Genomic DNA, 20847 nt, shown 5'->3' with positions numbered 1-20847 from the left:
TCTTAGCGACACTAGAACGCGACTAACAATCAGTGGGGGATAAGGAAAACCCCCACTGATTGAAGTTTCACTTTATCTGATGGATAAAAGGTATTTTAATGTTCCACCACTTTTTAATTTTTTTCGGTGTTTCTTTAACAGCAGCCACTGTATTATTAAATGTTTGTTTCTTAAAATTGATATCTCTTTGGATTTCTTTCTGGGTTGCTGTCAGTTCGTCAACCCCATTTTTCACTTGATCTGCCTTTAGCTGCATGACAGTGCTTATTGCTGTCAGCTTCTTAATTGCGGGTTTGGCATCCTTATAAGTTTTAAAAGCATAGATGCCCAGAAAAATCAGAGATGCTGCTATAAGAATCAAGCTTGCATATACAATGAACATTACGACCTTCCTCCTCATGCCGGTTTTTCTTATTATTTACCCATAAACTCAAAAAATTAACGTTAAATCTTATTAACCAGCTTCAAGATAAAAGAGAATTCTCAGAATAAATTAAAGAATTGACGTCCAAATTTGAGTTTGCTAGAATTGGTTTCATTATATCAATATATAATGTTTGGGCAGTACACTGATTGATGTGCTGCGTTTTACATTTTACCTGTATATGTTCAGAGATAGGGTCTGAGCGTTTCTACCGGGCTGCCGTAAATAGCTTGACTACAGGGGATATAGCTTGTTTGAATAGGCATGCTATTTCTTCTGTTTTTCTTTATGGCAGCTTCGCATCTTGCGGAGCTTTTTTATTTTCCAAAAAAAAGGAGGGATTGGCATGTCATCTTTTTTCCGGTTTCATGAAAGAGAAACATCATACAAACAGGAAACAATTGCAGGTTTAACCACGTTTTTATCAATGGCATATATTCTAATTGTAAATCCAATTATCCTTAGCCAGGCCGGAATGGATAAAGGGGCTGTTTTTACTGCTACGGCACTCTCGGCTATTATTGGCTCTTTATTAATTGGCCTGCTGTCCAATTATCCGATTGGGATTGCCCCAAGCATGGGCCTCAATTCTTTCTTCACTTTTTCTGTCTGCATCGGAATGGGTATTCCGTGGCAAACAGCGTTAACAGGTGTATTTATTTCAGGAGTCTTATTTGTGATTTTAAGTTTATTAAAAATACGCGAAAAAATTATTAACATTATACCGAAGGATTTAAAGCATGCAATTGCAGGCGGAATCGGATTCTTTATTGCTTTCATAGGATTGAAAAATGCTGGACTTGTTGTCGGAAATGATGCGACATTTGTGGCGATTGGCAATATTAAATCCCCAGTCACGCTGCTGGCTGTTTTCTGTTTTATATTAACAATCGTATTGATGGTAAGGGGTATTAAAGGGGCCATTTTTTATGGGATGGTCATCTCAGCTGCTGCCGGAATGTTAATTGGCCTTATTGATAAACCGGAAAAAATCGTCGGTGCTATTCCGAGCCTTGAACCGACATTTGGTGAGGTTTTTCTGCATATTGATCAAGTCTTTACTCCGGAAATGCTGGCAGTAATATTTACATTCTTATTTGTTGCTTTTTTTGATACAGCAGGAGCTTTAATAGCTATCGCAAGTCAGGCTGGCCTGATGAAAAATAATGAAATTCCTAATGCCGGCAAAGCGCTTCTGGCAGACTCCAGTGCAACTGTAGTAGGCTCTGTGCTTGGAACTTCTACAACTGCTTCCATGATTGAGTCCAGTTCAGGGATTGCAGCTGGAGGAAGAACAGGTTTTACATCAGTAATCATCTCTGCATGCTTCGCGGTTGCATTATTCTTCTCTCCATTGCTCAGTGTGATAACGGCCGAAGTAACATCGCCGGCACTGATCATTGTTGGAGCACTGATGGCCATGGAGGTAAAACATATTGATTGGGGTAAACTGGAAATCGCAATTCCTGCGTTCGTGACCATCTTAATGATGCCATTGACCTTCAGTGTAGCAACAGGGATTGCACTCGGTTTTATTTTATACCCAATTACAATGCTGGCACTTAAAAGGCCACAAGAGATCCATCCCATCATGTATGGACTATGTATTGCATTTATGGGTTATTTTGTTTATCTTGCATAAGGGAAAGGGCTGCCTGTATAGTCAGGCAGCCCTTTTATGAATTCTATAGTTGCCTGGAATAATTCTTTCAATTTTCTGCTGTTCCTGTTGAAATCGCCTGCAGATGTTTGAGTCTATTCATTTAGTCTAAATTAAAAGGGAATAGTAAAAATTATTGAACAATAAGCCAAAGTCATACATAATATATATGAGCATATATTCATATAAAAGGGGTGCATTATATGGGACACAGTCATGGGCACGGGCATGGACATGGACATTCACATGATCACCATCACACTGGCAATAAAAAGGCTTTGATGTGGGCATTTATTTTAATTGCTTCATTTATGATTGTAGAAGTGATTGGCGGAATATGGACTAATAGCCTTGCGCTGCTATCGGACGCCGGACACATGCTGAGTGATGCAGCTGCGCTTGGCTTGAGTTTTCTGGCTATCAAAATAGGCGAAAAAAAGGCGACAAATTCAAAAACATTCGGCTATAAACGATTTGAAATTATTGCTGCTTCAATAAATGGCATTACACTGCTCCTAATTTCTCTCTATATTTTCTATGAGGCCTATCACCGCATTCTTGAGCCGCCGGCTGTTCAAAGTATGGGAATGCTCGTGATTTCATCGATTGGTCTTCTCGTCAATATTGCAGCAGCATTCATATTAATGAGCGGGGATAAGGAGCATAATTTAAATGTCAGGAGTGCTTTTCTGCATGTTCTAGGTGACCTGCTTGGTTCTGTTGGAGCAATTGCCGCTGCACTGTTAATTTATTTCTTCGGGTGGGGCATTGCCGACCCAATTGCAAGTGTAATAGTAGCAGTTCTCATTCTTGTAAGCGGATGGAGAGTGGCAAAAGAGTCTTTCCACATTTTAATGGAGGGGACACCTTCCCACCTGAATCCAGAGGACATTAAAAGTGCGCTCCTCGGACTTGCACATGTAAAAGACGTTCACGATCTTCATATTTGGACGATTACTTCCGGTTTTCCTTCTCTTAGCTGCCATCTTGTAATTGAAAATGAGGGCGGACACGATGCAGTCCTTCATGCGGCTCAATCTGTGCTGCATGATAAATATGGGATTGAACATAGCACGATACAAGTGGAGGGAGAAAGAAAAGGCTGTCCAGGCCATAATGAAAGCTGCAATTAATAAGGCCTTAAGGACAGCTTATTCATGAATGCTGGCTATGTTCAATAGCCTGGTTCAATAAACTAATAACATGTTCATCATCATGGCTGTAAAAGAGAGTTGTTCCTTCACGGCGGAATTTTACAAGGCGCAGGTTTTTCAAAAAGCGAAGCTGGTGAGAAACGGTAGACTGGAGCAGGGAGAGATTTTCGGCAATTTCATTTACAGAATACTCTCCGTGAAATAATAAGTGAAGAATTCTAAGCCTTGTTGGATCGGATAAAGCTTTAAAAGTCTGGGAAACCATGAATAAAGTTTCTTCATCCAGGTCGGCAGGGTATACCGGGTTTTCATCTGTCATTTTGTTTCACCTCTTTCTTTCATTATAAGTCTGTTTTATATAAAACAAAACCGCAGAAGTTGACTCTGCGGTTTTATCTTATTATTTTGCCTTACTGATTTCCTTGTGAATTTCATCAACCAGTTTTTTCATTTCTGCATGGATTTGTTCTTTATCAACATTTAATTCTGTTTTTATTTCGTGTAATGATTTTCCCTGTTCCCTCAATTGGATGATTTCACCCAAATCCTTATTTGCCGCCTTTGCCATGGCTGCACCTGAAACAAGGAAACGAAGTGGAACTCCTTTGTCAAGATACCCCTGCAGCACTTGAGCCGATTTGCCGGAGTACTCGGAGACCTTTTGCAGAACAACCCCCTTGTTCGCTTCAAGGAACTTATCCATGTGATGATGGTGCTTCTTTATTTTGTCTAAATCCACTCCATACTGCTGAGCTGTTTTTTCCCAGGAGGAGTTATTTTTTTTATAAAAAGTCAATACCTCTGCAACCTGTTTATTTGAAAACTTCGCAATGTGGGCAGCTATGAAGATTTCTCTTTTAGTGAATCCTTGTTCCAGAAGAGATTTCATTAAAGATTCATCGATCATTCTGTGATGGTGTTCATGTATTTGCTCCTGTGCCGGTGACTTTCCCCTTGGCGCAGATTCAGCATTAACCGAAATCGCGGCCCCTATTAAAATAAAGCAAAAAGATACAAATAAAAGAAATTTTTTATTCATCTTATACTGCACTCCTTTCAAAATGATAAGTCGTAATTAGCATTTCCCAAGATATTGATAATAATAAAGAATTTGGCTGACTTTATAGAAAAGGCTGCTTTCGTAAAGTATTGTTGATAGTACATAACTTAGTTTGAGTTACTGAGTTGATCTTCGCTGTGGGCACTTGCTCCTCGAAAATGCTGACGCATTTCCTTCATGCGGTGTTCCTTCGAGGAAGCTTATTTAATGTCCTGCGGGAGGAGAGGGAAGTGTGAGACCCCGCAGGCGAAGCCGAGGAGGCTCGCATTCCTCCCCGCGGGTTCACTGCGTGCCTGCAGTGGAAATCAACGGACTGAATTTATAAGCAAAACACAATATTCTTTGAAGAAAGATTTTAGAAAAACATTATTGTTAGAGAAATTCATTGAAAAAAAACACTCAAATCGATTACATTAAGAATAAAAGACTGTTCATGGGCGGTGAAGGGAAATTGAAAATACTGGTTGTGGAAGATAATGAAAGTGTCTGTTCAATGCTGGAGATGTTCTTTATGAAAGAAGGGTATCAGGGTGTGTTTGTTCACGATGGCCAGCGGGGGTTTGAGCATTTTAATAAAGAAAAATGGGACTTAATTATCGTTGATTGGATGCTTCCGGTCATGGATGGAGTGACGCTCTGCCTGAAAATAAGGGAACTGAGCAAGGTTCCGATTATTATGCTGACGGCAAAAGACAGCGAATCCGATCAGGTTCTTGGACTTGAAATGGGTGCCGATGATTATGTGACCAAGCCATTCAGCCCGCTGACGCTGATGGCCAGGATAAAAGCCGTGACACGCAGATTTCAGGCTGAAGCAGGAACAGATGAACATCACTTTGTTGCCAGTGAATATTTCAAAATCAGCAAAGAATCCAGAGAGGCATATTATAATGGACAGCTTTTAAAGAATTTGACCCCAAAAGAATTTGACTTGCTGTATTACCTTGTAAAACATCCCAAACAGGTTTTTACTAGAGAGCAGCTGCTCGATAGTGTATGGGGTTATCAGTTTTATGGAGATGAAAGAACCGTAGATGTACATATAAAAAGGCTCCGGAAAAAAATAGGCACGGATGAGCAGCCCTTTATTCATACTGTATGGGGTGTAGGTTATAAATTCGATGAAACGGCAGCGGAAAATGAAGGTTAAGTATTTTTATCAGCTGCTGATCAGTCATGTCAGCATCCTAATACTGGCCTTCCTGTTATTAAGCCTTCTATTCTCCCAGTTTGTGGAGAATTATATTTTTGAAAATAAAGTGGAAGAGCTCGATTCCTATGGAGAGCAGATCCTGACAGACATAACAGTCAGGATAGAGGGGGATGAACAATTTCTAACAGAATACAGCCAGCTGCTCGATGCCAGAAACATCAAATACATTCTCTTCGATCATAAAGGAAGGGTCTTGTATCCTGAACTTAAATCGGATCCGATGATTCAGCTGACCAAATCCGAATGGGCTGGAATTTCGAAAGGAAAAAAAGTAACTGTAAAGCATGATATAGAACGTTTCGGCCAGGAGGTAACATTAGTTGCCATGCCATATATGCAGGGGGGCAATCTTGTTGGCGGAGTTTTGCTTCTGTCCCCAATAACAGGGGCTATGGAGGTTGTCAGCGAATTAAATCGATTTTTATTATATACCATTTTTATTTCACTCTCTGCGACCATCCTTTTAAGTCTGGTTCTTTCTAAAAATCTGATCAAGAGGATAACTGAGCTTAGGAATGCTGCCTCTATGATTTCATCCGGGAACTATGATATCAATGTGCCTTACACCTATATGGACGAAATTGGGGAATTGGCCAAAGACTTTAATGATATGGCAGCAAGATTGAGGGAATCTAATGAAGAAATCAGAAGACTGGAAAATAGAAGAAGGAAATTCATCGCTGATGTCTCGCACGAGCTTCGGACTCCTTTGACCACCATAAGCGGTTTGGCTGAAGGTATTAAGGGAGGTCTGATCCCGGAGGCGGATACAGAAAAAGGGATGATCCTGATAGACAGGGAGGCAAAGAGGCTTATTCGGCTGGTGAATGAAAATCTGGATTATGAAAAGATTCGTTCCAACCAGCTGCAGCTGAATAAAATGGATATTGATCTCATGGAAGCCTTTGAAATTGTTAAGGAACAGCTGGAAATTCAGGCAGGGGAAAAAGGTAACAGGATATATATAGAGGCTGAAGAAGGGGTTTCGGTGTATGCGGATTATGACCGGCTGATTCAGATTCTGGTGAATATTGTGAAGAACAGCATTCAATTCACCGAGCAGGGCTCCATATTTTTAAGGGGCAAAGAAGATCCTGATCAGACATTGATCTTAATAGAAGACACGGGTATAGGCATCGACCCGAAAGAAATTGAGTCAATTTGGCTGCGATTTTATAAAGCGGATCTATCCAGGACCAATCATTCATTTGGTGAGTTTGGCATCGGTCTTTCCATTGTCAAACAGCTTGTTCAGCTGCACAGCGGAGAAATTACTGTCAGCAGTGAAAAGGGGGAAGGGACCAAATTCACGATTAGATTTCCGCGGGAGCAATAAGGACAAATAAAAGGAACAGCACTCAAGAAGGCTGTTCCTTTTATTATTTAAGACAATACTTCTGATTCAGTAAAGGGCACTTCTTTTGCAGGTGCCGGCTCTTCTGTTTCAGGTACTGCTGTCACTTCAACATACTTAATATGGTGCTCTTCCATATCCAGAATTTTAAATCGATATTTTTCGTACTCGATAATATCACCTTGTTTGGCTTCGTAATTCTCAGTCAATATCCATCCGCCAATGGTATCAACATCTTCATCATTAATATCGGTACCCAGCAAGTCGTTGACTTCGCTGACAAGAACTTTTGAATCAATGATATATTGGCCTTCTTGCGTCTTTCTGACCATCGGTACTTCATCCATGTCGAACTCATCACGGATCTCGCCAACAATCTCTTCAATGATATCCTCAACAGTCACTAACCCCGAGGTACCGCCGTATTCATCCATTAAGATGGCCATGTGGATGCGTTCTTTTTGCATTTTAAGCAGCAGCTCATGGATAGGTATGCTGTCAATGACCCGGATAATGGGACGAATGTATGATTCAAGAGTGCTTGATGATAATTCCCGGTTCATAATGAGATCTGTCATGACTTCTTTAATATTGACCATGCCAATGATATGATCCTTATCTCCATCTATAATGGGATATCGAGTAAATTTCTCTTCCTGAACGATTTGCAGAAAATCTTCAAGTGTATCATCTTTTGAGAGAGAAACAATTTCAGTACGCGGAACCATGATTTCTTTCGCGATCCGATTATCAAACTCAAAGATTTTATTTACATACTTAAACTCAGATTGGTTAATTTCGCCGCTTTCATAGCTTTCTGATAAAATAATGCGAAGTTCTTCTTCAGAATGTGCTAATTCGTGTTCAGAAGCAGGCTTTAATCCAAACATGCTGGTCAATAGGCGGGCAGAACCATTCAACGCCCAAATGATCGGATACATAACCCGGTAAAACCAGATTAAAGGACGTGTTGTTAAAAGAGTTACCGCTTCTGCTTTTTGTATCGCCAGAGTCTTTGGGGCCAATTCTCCCACAACTACATGCAGGAAGGTGATAAAAGCAAAAGCAATGCTGAATGAGATAACATGCGAAATGGATGACGGCAGACCGAAACTATTTATCACCGGACGCAGAAGGTGTTCAATTGTCGGCTCACCCAGCCAGCCAAGACCGAGTGCTGTAATGGTAATTCCCAGCTGGCAGGCTGAAAGGTATTCATCCAAATTGGAAATCACTTTCTTCGCAGCAATTGCATTTTTATTGCCTTCTTCAATTAGCTGATCAATTCTGGAACTTCGTATTTTAACAATGGCAAATTCCGAAGTAACGAAAAAAGCCGTTAAAGCAATTAAAATGGCTATAAAAACCAAGTTTAATATGTCCAAATAAGTTCCCCTTATCCCGCCTAAACGGGCAGGGTGTCACCTCCTGATTTTGTGAAAAATGGGATTAGCTTGTTAAGCCGGAAAGGGAACGGAGCAATGCAGTACTTTCGGCAGTCAGCTTTCTGGAGAAGCCATCTTTCTGCTCCTCATTCATTGTATTGATGAGCGGCATGAGCACAGCTATTTCCTGCTGCAGCTGTTTCATCTGTAATGTGACTGCGTTAATATGCTTTTCAACTTCCCCTTTCTGAATCTCCCTTTTCGTTTTCATTTCTAGTTTTCTCTTAATCTCTTCAAGTGGAAGATGCAGTATTTTGCATTCTTCAATAAATCTTAGATCAGACAAAACCTCTTCTGAATATATGCGATAATTTGATTTTGAGCGTTTCGCTTTTATTAGGCCAATGCTAGTGTAGTAGTCAATCGTTCTTTTAGAAACGTTAGCAATATTGGCTAATTCGCCGATACGATAGTAAGCCCCATCATATCACCTCTGTTTTGAATACTTATATCTCCATAATAATGCTTTACAACAAGAGATATAGTTAGAGTCAATTATACGTTAGCGGAAACCGTACAGTCAAACGTAGCAGTTTGGAAAAAAGGATTACATTTATTTTATGAAATTATTCATTAAATATGAAGTAAAAAGATTCGGAAAAATAAAAATTTTTATAGAGGCAGAAAAGTTTCAGCAAAAGCACGCCTTGGCAGTAAAAACCAGGAGCAAAAAGTGCGCTCCCGGTTCTAAGAAAATGCAGTTTATATTTTCACAACTTCTATATAAGAAATATGGTGTCCATCCATTTCTTTAATCATAAATCTGTATCCTTCTTCTTCAACAAAGTCTCCCTGAACAGCATCATACTTCTTCGTCATAATCCAACCGCCGATAGTGTCAACATCATTATCAGATAATGTTGTTCCCAGGAGATCATTTGCTTCTGAAATCAGCAGTTTTGCATCAAGGATATAATGGTTTTCCCCTGTCTTTTGAACAAGCGGAAGCTCATCGGCATCAAATTCGTCCCTGATTTCACCTACGATTTCTTCCAGGATATCTTCTGCTGTGACCACTCCAGCTGTTCCGCCGTACTCATCAAGAAGAATCGCCATATGTGAACGCTCCTTTTGCATTCTAAGGAGCAAATCGTGAATGGGAATGGTTTCAATCACCCTGATGACAGGTTTAATATATTGCAGTAAGGGGTGTTTGCCTTCACATTTTTTTCTTACACAGTCAGTTAAAATTTCCTTAACATTAATGATTCCGAGAATATTATCCTTATCGCCCGCCGTAACCGGGTAGCGGGTATAACGCTCATTTAATATGAGATCGAGGGTTTCTTCCAGTGATGAATCTTCCGGAATGGTAACAATTTCGGTCCGGGGAACCATAATCTCTTTGGCGATTCTATTGTCAAATTCAAATATCCGGTCCACATACTGGTATTCAGAGGGATTAATTTCACCGCTCTTTAAGCTTTCAGATAGGATAATCCGCAGTTCTTCCTCTGTATGGGCCATTTCACTCTCTGAAACTGGTTTCAGTCCGAATAATCCTGTAACAACTCTGGCAGAACCATTTAAAACCCAGATAAACGGATACATAACCCTGTAAAATAATATTAATGGCTTTGAAAAAGTTAAAGTAATAGCTTCTGCCTTTTGAATCGCAAAGGTCTTTGGCGCAAGCTCTCCAATGACCACATGGAGAAATGTCACAACAGCAAAAGCAATGACAAAGGATAGGAAATGAGTTAGGGAAGCCTGCAAGTTAAGACTTTCAAATACAGGATGAAGCAGTCTCTCAATAGTCGGTTCACCCAGCCACCCGAGACCCAGTGCGGTGATTGTAATTCCAAGCTGACAGGCAGATAAATATTCATCCAGACTGCTTATAACTTGTTTTGCAGAAGCGGCTTTAGGATTTCCCTCCAGCATAAGCTGGTCAATTCGTGAAGTCCTCACTTTAACAATGGCAAATTCAGATGCAACAAAAAAAGCAGTTAATGCGATTAATAAAAATAATAAGAAAAGGTTAAGGGTGATCATATTATCCCTTACACGATATGTAAGGGGCCGGCACCTCCTTTATAATAAGTACTTTTCCCTTATTCATGAATTTTACAAATAAACCATGAATAAAGGATTTACTTTAATTGAAATTACCCTTATTTAAGAGATGTAATCAGGAGAAATAATTAATCCAAGATCTTGTATGCAGGGAAAAATAAAAAAGCCTGAGCAGGCTTTTTGTTTAAACATTCCATTCTCTTGCCAGAAGTCCATATACGGCAAGATCGTGATATCGATTATAAAGATACTCGCCATCCCGGATGATTCCTTCCTGCCGAAAGCCAAGCCGTTCAGGGATCGCACGGCTTTTTCCATTTCTGATTCCGCAGCGTATTTCGATGCGGTTCAGTTTTAAATCAAAAAAAGCATGATTGACCATGGCTTGCACACTTCGTGTCATAATTCCTCTGCCTTCAAAATTTTCAGCAAGGTAGTATCCAATGCTGGTTTGTCTGTTGTTCCAGTCTATATGGTGAAAACCAATAGAGCCTGCAAGTTTTCCCTGATAACGGATTCCGGCATTAAATCCGTTATTATCGGCAAACTGTTTCAGCCATATAGGAATGATCGAATGATACTGAACAGGTGAAGCCATATTATCTACCCATGGAAGCCATTCTCTTAAGTGGCTGCGGTTCCGGTCCACCAAGCTGAAAAGCTCTTCTGAATGATGAAGCTGGAACAATTGCAATTCTATATCCTCATCTACCTTTAAAGAAAACAAGTGACAAACCCCCTCCGGCAAACTATAAATATAATAATTTATTGTTTAAATCATATAAGCATTTTTAGTATGGAAGACGAAAAAGCTGTTCCCAGGATTCGGAGTCAGCTCATATCTTCAGTCAGCTTTTCAGTTGGCAAAGTTATGCTGAAAACGGTCCAGTCTGATTCGGTATCACATGTCAGAGTCCCTTGATGTTTTTCAATTATCTCCCTGCAGACAAATAGACCCAGCCCTGTTCCGAGTGTTTTTGTTGTAACAAATGGCTCAAAAATGGAATTGATAAGATGATCAGGAATTCTTGGCCCATTATTCGAAATATCCAATCTTATGTGCCCATCTGAAGTCCATTTGCTTTTAATATGGATGACAGGGTCGCTGCGGTACTGTGTAAGCACATCAATGGCATTGAAGATAATATTAATGAAGACTTGGCGGATTTCATCCGCATAGCCAACCAAAAAGATATCATCTTTTATATCCTGAAGGATTGTAACCTTTCCATCCAGGATACTGGGATATAAGAATATCAGGACTTCATCTATTAATTCATTTAGAGAGAATGTAATTTTTTCTTTTCCGATCAGTTCCTTTTTAGAGAGGAGAAGGAATTGTGAAATTCTAAAATTCAGCTGCTCAAGTTCATTTGAAATGATATCCAAATACTTCATGGAGGGATTTTCGGATTTTAAAAGCTGAATAAACCCTTGTACAGAGGTAAGCGGATTTCTGAACTCATGAATAAAGCTTGAAGTCATTTGGCCCAGAAGAGTTAATCTATCTTTATGGGTGGAATCAATAAATTGTGTTTTTTCCTTAATAATCTGATCTTTGGCATCCGTATATCTGGACACAGCATGATATAAGAATTTATCGAAGCAATAACCGATTCTTTCGTACTGTCTCTGGAGTTCATGAAAATGTATTTCGGAACGATTAAATATATTGAGGACGATTGTTCTTCCCAAGTTGACATTAAAAACAAAGTCTCCAATATTAATATCTGCTTTTACTCGCTGTTCAGCGACAGTGTAGGCCAGTTTCTGAATATAGTTTTCCAGTTCTTGCCCGTCTTTTATTAAGATTTGAATAATTAATTGGAACATGGCATCGCCATTATCCTTAATTTTATCTTTAAAAGGGTCATCCTTATTTATGAGGATTTTCTCATTCCATTCACTTAAAAGGTTTTCTTTTTCCGTCAGCAGAAGTTCCAATATGGCATTATTTGTTTCAATCGTCATTTTATCCTCCACTTTTTTGCATAATAACAGTTAACCAATAGATTTCGATAGAATCCGGCAAAATCCTCTGTTAATTTAATGGAAAATATCAGTAATTTTTACCCTGAGGAATAAGGCCAACTTGTGACTAAAAGCACAGTCATTATTTTGTGATAATTGGTATAGTTAAAGAAAAAGGCAGTTTTTTATTTGTAAAATGGTTATTATTTCTTTTATAATATAGAGGCAGGTGTAAATTTACACCAACAACAAAAAGGGAATGAAGCTGCATTGACTAGAGATGAAATTATACTGAAAGTTTCAGATAAGATCCGTCTTATACGTACAGAGGCAGGATACACACAGGATAAAATGGCGGAAATTATTGGTGTTTCAAAAAAGACGCTTGTTCAAATTGAGAAAGGGCGGGCAGAGGCAGGCTGGTCGACAGTGGTAGCCGTTTGTGCTTTATTCAGAGAAACGGAAACGGTCCGGTTTTTGTTTGGAAATGAACCATTAGAAGTTCTGGAGACTATTGCAAGAGAAGGAATTGATTACAGGAAGGAAAAGACTCTTGGCGGAAAACTCTGGTGGAGGGAATTGAAGAGAAGCAACGGTCTGATCCTTCAGCAGAATATCATCAGCCAGCACTACCGGATTATTGATCAGGACCATTTCAGAATTTACAGCAGTTTCGATGAATTGTCTTCTAAAGAACGATTTGAGGAGCTGGCAGCAGAGAATAAAGACCTTCGCCAATAATAGCTGAATTCACATAAAAAAGCAGCCTCCGGGCTGCTTTTCTATTTTAAGGGATTTGCGGACTTTCCTTATCCTTAGCTATAAGCACGGGGCAAGGAGCATTCCTGGCAATTTTTGAACTGGTGCTGCCCAGGAACATCTTTTTAATTCCGCCCTTGCCTGAGCTTCCCACAATAATTAAATCTGCGTTTTCGGCCGCTGCATATTCACAAATGCTTTCTGCAGAATTTCCCTCAATAACATCGAACTTCGCATTAATGCTGTAAGGCTCAAGAATTTCCCTTGCATTGTAAAAAGTATTGTCTACGCTATGCTTTACTCTTGCGTGTGTATTGGAAGAGGATTCATCATGATAAACAGGAAGAGGAGGGATCTGAATTCCTTCAAGCAGATAGCCATTCGTTCTTACAGGCTCTACCGCTTTTTCATTGTTTATGGGAATATTTTCAACTGTTTCTTCAAAGACCTGAACAACCAGCAGCTGAGCATCAGGGTTTTGTTTAACTAATCCGATTGCCATATTCAAAGCCTGTCTGCTTCCGTCTGTATCATCATAGCCCAATACAATTTTGTTAAAATTCATCAGTGTTCACTCCTTCTTATGGTAAGGAAACTTATTGGTTCTATACCCTTTGCTGAGAAGAGTAAATCATAAAAATACAGCTTGAAAACACAATACCCCCATAAAAAATGACCGGACTCCGTAAATTCTAATGCACATTTTCAGCATAGTGAAGAGTAACATTGGGAATTTCAGGGTATTTCTATATGAACTTCAGAAATTTGCATGGTAACAAATACTATATAAAAACATATTCTTTGAAGTTATGCTGATATCGGTGTAATCTGAAGACTTCCGCACAAATGCAAATTAATCATCAGCAAGAATTTGGAGGAAATATGAGAAAGAAAACTTCAGTTATTAAAAAGTTTCAGTCAACTTGGAATAAGCTTCACTTGACACAAGTATCCATATTGCTTGCATCTACTGTGGTCCTGGCTTTCTTAAGCTTCGTCTATTTTTCATATAAGGATGCGGATATCAGTGCACTCGAAGCAGGGCTTGCACAATCCACAGTCATTTATGACGCTGATGGGGAAGTAGCCAGCAAGATCTCAGCAAATAAAAATGAAGGCATTTCCATAGATCAAATTCCTGATCATATGAAAAATGCAGTTATTGCCATTGAAGACCACCGTTTTTATGAACACGGGGGCATCGATTTAAAAGGAATAGGCAGGGCCTTCTTTACAAACGTGAAAGCAGGCGGAATAGTCGAGGGCGGCAGTACACTTACCCAGCAGCTGACCAAAAATGCGCTGCTGTCTGCAGAAAAAACATACAAAAGAAAACTGGAAGAATTCTTCCTGGCCCTTGAGATTGAAAAGGAATACAGCAAAGACGAAATTCTTCAAATGTATTTAAACCAGGTTTATTTCGGGGAAGGCGCATGGGGGATCAAACGTGCGGCGATGAAGTACTATGGAAAAGATGTTGAGGATCTCTCCATTAGTGAAGCAGCATTGCTGGCAGGGCTGGTTAAAGCCCCATCAGCCATCAATCCTTACCAAAATGAAGAAAAGGCAATTGAGAGAAGGAATACCGTCCTTGATCGTATGAAGGAACACAACTTTATTACTGAAAAGGAATGGGAAAAGGCAAAAAATGAAAAGCTTGTTTTTGAAGACAGCGGCGGTGATCCCTTTAAAGGGAAATACCCATATTATGTAGACGTGGTTCTGGAAGAGGCGATTAATAAATATAATATTTCGCTTGATGAGCTTTTAAGTGAAGGGTATCAAATATATACTGAGCTTGATCAGGATATGCAGAGCAGTGTAGAAGAAACCTACACAAATGATCAATTATTTCCTAAAGGTACTGGAGATCAGCAGGTTCAAAGCGGAGCCGTACTTCTGGATCCAAAGAATGGCGGAATCCGTGCCCTTGCAGGCGGAAGAGGTGAACATACCCTTCTTGGACATAACCGTGCCGTTCATAAAGTAGGCCAGCCGGGATCGACAATGAAGCCGATTGTGCCATACACAGCAGCACTGGAATCGGGCTGGAAGATCACCGATGAACTTAAAGATGAAAGAATGACATTCGGGAAAGATTATGAGCCGAATAACTATAATGGCCAGTTCCGGGGAAATGTGCCAATGTATGAAGCAGTCAAGGACTCCTTGAATGTGCCTGCTGTATGGCTTTTGGATGAGATTGGTGTGGACAAAGGGGTAGATGCGGCGAAGAGGTTTGGCATACCTGAAGAAGCCATCAATCAAAATCTTGCACTTGCTCTTGGGGGCACAAGTGTTGGAGTTTCACCTCTGACCATGGCACAGGCCTATGCTGTATTTGCAAATGGCGGCGAGAGGCCGGAAGCACACTCCATTACAAAAATAGTTGATAAAAATGGAGTCACAGTAGCAGAGTGGAAAGGTGAGAATACAAGAGTCATTTCCAAGGATGTTGCAGATAAAATGACAACCATGCTTCTCGGGGTAGTTCAGCATGGTACAGGGAAGGCTGCCCAAATACCTGGCAGAGAAGTTGCAGGGAAAACAGGCAGTACACAAATGACCATCGAAGGCATTGACGGAGTTAAGGATCAATGGTTTGTCGGCTACACCCCACAGCTGGTTGGTGCTGTGTGGGTAGGCCATGATAAGACAGATGCGAATAATTATCTTACTACCTCCAGCAGTGAAGGCACGGCTCCGATATTCCGGGAAATCATGTCGAAAGCCCTGAAAAATCAGGAAGCAGAGTCATTTAATGTCCCTCATATTGCCGGCCTGATGGAACAGAGGCAAAGGGAGCAGCAAAGAAAAGCATGGGAAGACAACATAAAAAAAGAAACAGAGAAGATAAAAGAAAAAATTGAAAAAGAAAAAGAGAAATGGAAAGAGAAATGGGAAAAAGGGAAAGGAAAAGATAAAGATAATAAGAAAGATGAAGAAAAGAAGCATGATTAATACATTTTACGAGTACAGTGAAAAGCTGTACTCTTTTTTTTAAGGAGGTCATCTATCATGGCAGAACAATTTTATGATGAATTAGCGGAAGAGTATCACTTAATATTTGAGAATTGGGATCGTTCCATTGCCAGACAGGGTGATGTACTGGATCATCTTTTATCGGCAGAAGGCATAAAAAAAACATCATCTTTATTGGATTGTTCTTGCGGAATAGGGACTCAGGCATTAGCTCTCGCCAAAAAGGGGTACAAAATAACTGCATCAGACATTAGCGGAAAGTCTATCTTAAGGGCAAAAAGAGAAGCAGAGCTGAGACAGCTGAACATCCAATTTTTTCAGGCAGACATGAGGGCATTGTCATCTGTGCACAGTGAATCTTTTCAGGCCATTATCTCGATGGATAACGCTTTGCCGCACCTTATCACCGAAAAAGAATGCATCAAGGCACTTAAAGAGGTTTACAGTATACTCAGCGAGAAAGGCATTTTTCTCTTTTCTATCAGGAATTATGATGAAATACATAAAGAAAGGCCAACATCCACATTGCCTGCAAAAAGGGATCACACCATAACCTTTCAGCTTTGGGATTGGCATCAGAATTCTGAAATATATAATTTGAGGCATTTTACAATGATTGAAAAAGACGGGACCTGGTCTGTGTCAGAAAGACTTTCTCAGTATAAGGCATATCGAAGAGAAGAGTTAAATAATTTTCTGCATAGAGCTGGTTTTCGGAAGGTCAAATGGCTCCTCCCTGAAGAGTCTGGATTTTATCAGCCAATTGCCATTGCATATAAATAAAGTTTGTTTTCGCAAGGTTTGTTGCTTTTTCCTCTTATTTACTGAGTTGATTGGAGCGGAAGGTGCGAGATCCTCGAAAATGCATTCGCATTTTCTTCGTACGGTGTTTACTCAAGGAAGCTTATTCAAAGTCCTGCGGGAGCGCAGACGCGGAGCATCGAGGAGGCTTATCGCCTGCCCCGCGGTTCGCTGAGCAGCCTGGATCGGAAATCAACGGACAACATTGATGGCTGAAAAACAGTAATATATACGAAAAGAGCCAAAAAAAAGGCCAATCGGCCTTTTTTAAAAGAAATAATTTAGAATAACCAGCTGATTAGTGCTCCAATTACCACAATCGCTCCAACTACCATAAAAATTGTACGTATCATCTATTTTCACTCCATTCACTCTGCAATAAAATAGTCAATTATAGCTGAATTGTTTCAGCTGTATTGATTAAACGTTTTTCTGACATGCGAAGTACAGAAACATGGTTGCTGCACATGTCTTTGATATGCTCCAGATGGTTCTGGACTTCAGTTCCTTCCACAATGATTTTCAGACTCGTTTGCGGTTTCACTGTTAAAAGGAAAGACACTAATTTAGAAAGGTTTGAGGCATCCACCGCTTTGTGTTTGCTGTAGAGATAAGTGGTGCCTTCAAATTGTTTTGACGCCTGGTAAATTTCAAGCATTTTCTTCATAGTGAACTTGTTTCGAACTAATACATTACTAGAAATAATTTCTTTCATTTTAAAAATCTCCTTTTAAAAAAGTATTTTATATATTAATGGATTAATGATGTGGTTGTACTATGGAATTACCCCGGTAATCACAACCGTAAACCACCCGGGTTTCAAGAGTGAATAATTACCTTTTTAATTCATACGTATTTAGGGGTTGAGGCACCATCAGTCTGCAGAAGGAGATAAAAACCATCAAAAGCCGCTTTATCAACTGCTTGTGGCAATCTATAGTAGAGATATAAACAGGGAAACTGAGGTAAAAGGGATGAAGAAATTCAAAGGAATTTTTAAAAATGCCAATTATGTGAAATTATTTTTCGCCAACTTTACTTCTCAGATGGGCAGCACGATTGGTTTAACAGCATTTATGTTTTATTTGCTGGATCGTTTCTCGGAACAGCCTTTTTATGCCACATTAACTGAATTGATGTTCTCTGTTCCGACCCTGGCGGTGTTTTTTTTAGTTGGAGTGTTTGCGGATAGAATGGATCGCCAGAAAATAGCTTATCATTGTGATTGGGTCAGCGCATTATTATCAATTGTGCTTTTACTGACTATTATTATTGGCTGGATGCCCCTGGTATTTGCAGTATTGTTCCTGAGGAGTGCCATTCAGAAGTTTTTCTTTCCCGCTGAACATGCAATGATTCAAGGCATATTGAAAAGTGAAGATTATACAACTGCTGCAGGCCTTAATCAGGTTGTGATGAGTCTTTTCATGCTGTTCGGAAACGGCCTTGGCATTTTTGCATACTGGACAGTGGGAGTATACGGTGCGATTGTGGCTGATGCACTTACCTTTATCATCAGTGCAATATTAATAAGATCCTGCCGTATACCCGAAGAGGTCCGTCTGCCAAATGGCGCACATGGGCTTAAAGACTTGAATATTCCGCTTGTCTTCAAGGACTTTAATCTGGGGATAAAATATATTCTCCAGCACAAATTATTATCTGCTTTACTTGTTGGCTTCTTCGTTTTCGGAGTGGTAAACGGCGGATTTTCAGTCATGCCTATTTTTATGCTGAAATACAAACTCGAGCCGCAATCATATGAGGAATACTCAGTCCTGCTCGGAATAACATTTGGGGTTGGCGTTCTTATTGGCAGCTTTGTGGCCTCTTTGCTTACTCAAAAATTCAAACTTTATCAGCTGATCATTGCCGGATTGCTGTTATCCGGAAGCTTCATCATTGCTGCCTCTTTTGCAGAAAACACGTTTATTTTCCTATCTTTATTATTTGCTGCAGCTTTCGGACTCCCTTTAGTGAACATCGCAATTGGCGGCTGGATGCCAAGTATTGTTGATCCGAAGATGATGGGAAGAGTACAGGGATGGATAAGTCCGCTGATGATGCTTTCACAATCCATAACACTCGGATTTATTGCTGTCAGCTTTCCGGGGTTCCTCAGAGTGGAAATGCTTTATTGGATGGTAGGCGGCTGTTTAGCACTTGTCAGTGTTTTTTACAGCATCGTTCTCCCGGGATTAACGAAAAAATCAGAAAAAACAGGTGAAGCACATTCTTTGGAACAGACTGGTGCAGTATAATGTAATAAAAGGCAGAATAGCCCCTATAACAGGGGCTTTTTATGTATAAAAAATAATTTAAAGAATAATGAACCTTTTCATCTCTTGAACGTCTTATGAGTGAAATAAACAGGAAACAATGGGATGATAAGAAGAGAGGAAAGAAGCTGATGGAGGAGAAAGACCTTATAGCAAGTGCCAAACGAGGTGATCAGCTCGCTTTTGCCATGCTTTTTAAAAATAACTATCCCTTTCTGGTTAAATACTTAATCAAAATTACAATGAATCCCGATGCAGCTGAAGAGCTTGCTCAGGAAACAATGGCCAAATGTGTTGAAAAAATCGGACTTTTTAATGGCAAATCAAAATTTTCCTCCTGGCTGATAACCATTGCGACAAATTTGTATATTGATCAGAAGCGAAAGTCGAAAAGAGAGAAGAGCTGGAAAGCACAGGAAGAGGTTTTCAGACGCTTGAAATGGCATCTTGAAAGCCGAAATGAAGAATGGAATGATGTCTTATCTGCTTTGGGAAAACTAAAAGACGAGATTAGGATACCTATTGTTCTTAAACATTATTATGGCTACTCGTATGAGGAAATAGGAAAAATGATGAACATATCTTCAGGCACTGTCAAATCAAGAGTGCACAATGGAATCATGTCTGTAAGAGAGGAGTTGAAGCTACATGGTGAACAGGAAAGTGCTGCAGCTGGAACAAGATCATCAAGATGAGCAATTATTGGCTGCAGTTAAGGAAATTGAAGACGGATGGGAAATGCTGGAAGAAAACATCCCGGTATATACACCTGATCTGCAATTTTTTGAAAACTTAGTTGCAGAGCAAAAACAGGAAATGAAAAGGAAATTGATCAGGGAGTTAGCTATCTTCACTGTTGCAGCACTCCTCATTGTAACTTCTGTATTATTCATGCTGTATCAGGTTCCGTCTGTATTTTTTATTCTGCAGGGAGTTGTCACAGTTTTTATTATGGCCTATAGCACAGTCAGCTTCGTGAAACAGGTGAATGGCACATGAACAGCGAAGAAATATCTCTTCCGTTGCTGATTATTGTGGGAGTCATCTTAATAGCACAGAGTACGTTCCTATTTCTTGATGCAAGAAAGCACGGCCACAATTATTGGCTATGGGGAATTATCGGTTTAATTCAGGCGCCAATGCCGACGCTGTTTTACTTGATTTTCGTCAGAAAGATCTGGCAGAAAAAAGATTAATTGAGGGATGGAAGGATGAAAAAATTAAAACAGATGCTGCTTCTTGCAGCCGGTGGCGGCCAGCTTCTCGGGATTGTCATGCTGTTTATTAATATGAAGGCTGCAATTATGTTTTATATTTTATATGCTTTAATGATTTTTGCATTATTTATTGTGCTGATAGCTGAGAGAAAAAGAGAAAAAGAGGAGGAAGAACAAAATGATTATCGTGACTACTGATACGGTATCCGGAAAAGAGATTAAAGAGATTAAAGGGTTTGTAAGGGGGAGTACCGTCCAGACAAAGCATATAGGAAAAGATATTCTGGCAGGATTAAAAACAATTGTAGGCGGAGAAATTGGCGAATATACTGAAATGATGGATGAAGCCAGACAGAAGGCAATTGGCAGAATGGTTGAAGATGCAAAGGCAAAAGGGGCCAACGCAATCATTGGAATGCGGCTGCAAACCTCAGCGGTTATGCAGAATGCTGCAGAAATCATAGCCTATGGGACTGCAGCAATAATTGAAGAATAGCAGGAGAAGAACCAGC

23 protein-coding genes and 1 riboswitch are annotated in these 20847 nt (G+C 39.9%); of the genes, 13 read left to right on the top strand and 10 right to left on the bottom strand.

The features are described from left to right. Nucleotides 1-67 precede the first annotated feature (67 nt). Nucleotides 68-382, bottom strand: coding sequence for a DUF948 domain-containing protein (locus tag AC3WTL_RS10515; RefSeq protein ID WP_048009322.1), 315 nt, complete (start codon nt 380-382; stop codon nt 68-70). Between the two features lie 197 nt (nt 383-579). Continuing rightward, nucleotides 580-681: riboswitch (purine riboswitch) on the top strand. 89 nt (nt 682-770) lie between these two features. Here AC3WTL_RS10515 and AC3WTL_RS10510 point away from each other — a divergent pair. After that, nucleotides 771-2066 carry an NCS2 family permease gene (locus tag AC3WTL_RS10510; protein ID WP_197214555.1) on the top strand — a complete coding sequence of 432 codons (1296 nt, stop codon included), beginning with the start codon at nt 771-773 and terminating at the stop codon, nt 2064-2066. Nucleotides 2067-2287: 221 nt separating this feature from the next. After that, complete coding sequence (locus AC3WTL_RS10505) at nt 2288-3217, top strand: cation diffusion facilitator family transporter (RefSeq protein ID WP_492369366.1); 930 nt, start codon at nt 2288-2290, stop codon at nt 3215-3217. A gap of 22 nt (nt 3218-3239) precedes the next feature. On the opposite strand, the gene AC3WTL_RS10500 is transcribed toward AC3WTL_RS10505, so the two are convergent. Then, nucleotides 3240-3557 (bottom strand): ArsR/SmtB family transcription factor, encoded by a 318-nt coding sequence (locus AC3WTL_RS10500; protein ID WP_035326772.1) that lies wholly within the window; start codon nt 3555-3557, stop codon nt 3240-3242. A gap of 81 nt (nt 3558-3638) precedes the next feature. Continuing rightward, a complete protein-coding gene (locus AC3WTL_RS10495) occupies nt 3639-4277 on the bottom strand; it encodes a hypothetical protein (RefSeq protein WP_197214556.1) in 639 nt (212 codons plus the stop codon). A 472-nt stretch (nt 4278-4749) separates the two neighbouring features. Here AC3WTL_RS10495 and AC3WTL_RS10490 point away from each other — a divergent pair, with 472 nt between their 5' ends. Both AC3WTL_RS10490 and AC3WTL_RS10485 read left to right on the top strand, forming a co-directional pair. Next, nucleotides 4750-5448, top strand: coding sequence for a response regulator transcription factor (locus AC3WTL_RS10490; RefSeq protein ID WP_163143345.1), 699 nt, complete (start codon nt 4750-4752; stop codon nt 5446-5448). Next, nucleotides 5438-6847, top strand: coding sequence for a sensor histidine kinase (locus tag AC3WTL_RS10485; protein WP_492369392.1), 1410 nt, complete (start codon nt 5438-5440; stop codon nt 6845-6847). Before AC3WTL_RS10490 ends, AC3WTL_RS10485 begins: the two co-directional genes overlap by 11 nt. 47 nt (nt 6848-6894) lie before the next feature. On the opposite strand, the gene AC3WTL_RS10480 is transcribed toward AC3WTL_RS10485, so the two are convergent. From AC3WTL_RS10480 to AC3WTL_RS10460, 5 genes are all read right to left on the bottom strand, one after another. Then, nucleotides 6895-8250, bottom strand: a complete 1356-nt coding sequence (locus AC3WTL_RS10480; RefSeq protein ID WP_163143333.1) for a hemolysin family protein — start codon at nt 8248-8250, stop codon at nt 6895-6897. A gap of 64 nt (nt 8251-8314) precedes the next feature. Further along, on the bottom strand, nt 8315-8716 hold the full coding sequence (locus AC3WTL_RS10475; protein WP_492369391.1) for a MerR family transcriptional regulator: 402 nt from the start codon (nt 8714-8716) through the stop codon (nt 8315-8317). Between the two features lie 296 nt (nt 8717-9012). Then, nucleotides 9013-10305, bottom strand: coding sequence for a hemolysin family protein (locus tag AC3WTL_RS10470; protein WP_492369365.1), 1293 nt, complete (start codon nt 10303-10305; stop codon nt 9013-9015). Between the two features lie 205 nt (nt 10306-10510). Further along, complete coding sequence (locus tag AC3WTL_RS10465; RefSeq protein WP_048009315.1) at nt 10511-11053, bottom strand: GNAT family N-acetyltransferase; 543 nt, start codon at nt 11051-11053, stop codon at nt 10511-10513. A gap of 104 nt (nt 11054-11157) precedes the next feature. Next, nucleotides 11158-12297, bottom strand: coding sequence for a histidine kinase N-terminal domain-containing protein (locus AC3WTL_RS10460; protein WP_492369364.1), 1140 nt, complete (start codon nt 12295-12297; stop codon nt 11158-11160). A 270-nt stretch (nt 12298-12567) separates the two neighbouring features. Between AC3WTL_RS10460 and AC3WTL_RS10455 the strand changes: the two genes are divergently transcribed. Continuing rightward, nucleotides 12568-13038 carry a helix-turn-helix transcriptional regulator gene (locus AC3WTL_RS10455; protein ID WP_248346587.1) on the top strand — a complete coding sequence of 157 codons (471 nt, stop codon included), beginning with the start codon at nt 12568-12570 and terminating at the stop codon, nt 13036-13038. A gap of 46 nt (nt 13039-13084) precedes the next feature. Here AC3WTL_RS10455 and AC3WTL_RS10450 read toward each other — a convergent pair whose 3' ends face one another. Beyond that, the gene (locus AC3WTL_RS10450) at nt 13085-13621 is read right to left on the bottom strand and encodes a universal stress protein (RefSeq protein ID WP_252221118.1); all 537 of its coding nucleotides are present in this window, start codon (nt 13619-13621) and stop codon (nt 13085-13087) included. Between the two features lie 317 nt (nt 13622-13938). On the opposite strand from AC3WTL_RS10450, the gene AC3WTL_RS10445 reads away from it, so the two are divergent. Together AC3WTL_RS10445 and AC3WTL_RS10440 are read left to right on the top strand one after the other, a co-directional pair. Beyond that, entirely contained in the window at nt 13939-16017 is a 2079-nt protein-coding gene (locus tag AC3WTL_RS10445; protein ID WP_492369363.1) for a transglycosylase domain-containing protein, read from the top strand. A gap of 57 nt (nt 16018-16074) precedes the next feature. Then, nucleotides 16075-16821, top strand: coding sequence for a class I SAM-dependent methyltransferase (locus tag AC3WTL_RS10440; RefSeq protein WP_252221119.1), 747 nt, complete (start codon nt 16075-16077; stop codon nt 16819-16821). A 409-nt stretch (nt 16822-17230) separates the two neighbouring features. Here AC3WTL_RS10440 and AC3WTL_RS10435 read toward each other — a convergent pair whose 3' ends face one another. Beyond that, nucleotides 17231-17554: an HPr family phosphocarrier protein gene (locus AC3WTL_RS10435; RefSeq protein ID WP_197207770.1), complete on the bottom strand. Its 324-nt coding sequence runs from the start codon at nt 17552-17554 to the stop codon at nt 17231-17233. 259 nt (nt 17555-17813) lie between these two features. On the opposite strand from AC3WTL_RS10435, the gene AC3WTL_RS10430 reads away from it, so the two are divergent. The 6 genes from AC3WTL_RS10430 to AC3WTL_RS10405 all read left to right on the top strand — a co-directional run bounded on the left by AC3WTL_RS10430 (nt 17814) and on the right by AC3WTL_RS10405 (nt 20831). Next, nucleotides 17814-19100 carry an MFS transporter gene (locus AC3WTL_RS10430; RefSeq protein ID WP_492369362.1) on the top strand — a complete coding sequence of 429 codons (1287 nt, stop codon included), beginning with the start codon at nt 17814-17816 and terminating at the stop codon, nt 19098-19100. Between the two features lie 149 nt (nt 19101-19249). Then, nucleotides 19250-19813: an RNA polymerase sigma factor SigY gene (gene sigY, locus AC3WTL_RS10425; protein ID WP_492369361.1), complete on the top strand. Its 564-nt coding sequence runs from the start codon at nt 19250-19252 to the stop codon at nt 19811-19813. Continuing rightward, nucleotides 19767-20117: a YxlC family protein gene (locus AC3WTL_RS10420; RefSeq protein ID WP_492369360.1), complete on the top strand. Its 351-nt coding sequence runs from the start codon at nt 19767-19769 to the stop codon at nt 20115-20117. Before sigY ends, AC3WTL_RS10420 begins: the two co-directional genes overlap by 47 nt. After that, a complete protein-coding gene (locus AC3WTL_RS10415) occupies nt 20114-20314 on the top strand; it encodes a hypothetical protein (protein ID WP_048011862.1) in 201 nt (66 codons plus the stop codon). Before AC3WTL_RS10420 ends, AC3WTL_RS10415 begins: the two co-directional genes overlap by 4 nt. 15 nt (nt 20315-20329) lie before the next feature. Beyond that, on the top strand, nt 20330-20533 hold the full coding sequence (locus tag AC3WTL_RS10410; RefSeq protein WP_048011863.1) for a hypothetical protein: 204 nt from the start codon (nt 20330-20332) through the stop codon (nt 20531-20533). Continuing rightward, a complete protein-coding gene (locus tag AC3WTL_RS10405; RefSeq protein WP_048011864.1) occupies nt 20514-20831 on the top strand; it encodes a YbjQ family protein in 318 nt (105 codons plus the stop codon). Before AC3WTL_RS10410 ends, AC3WTL_RS10405 begins: the two co-directional genes overlap by 20 nt. Nucleotides 20832-20847: the final 16 nt, after the last annotated feature.

The sequence above is a fragment of the Cytobacillus sp. EB106-05-05-XG126 genome (genome assembly GCF_058791715.1).
The sequence above is the reverse complement of the archived record's forward strand: the minus strand, read 5'-3'. Positions and strand labels throughout refer to the sequence as shown.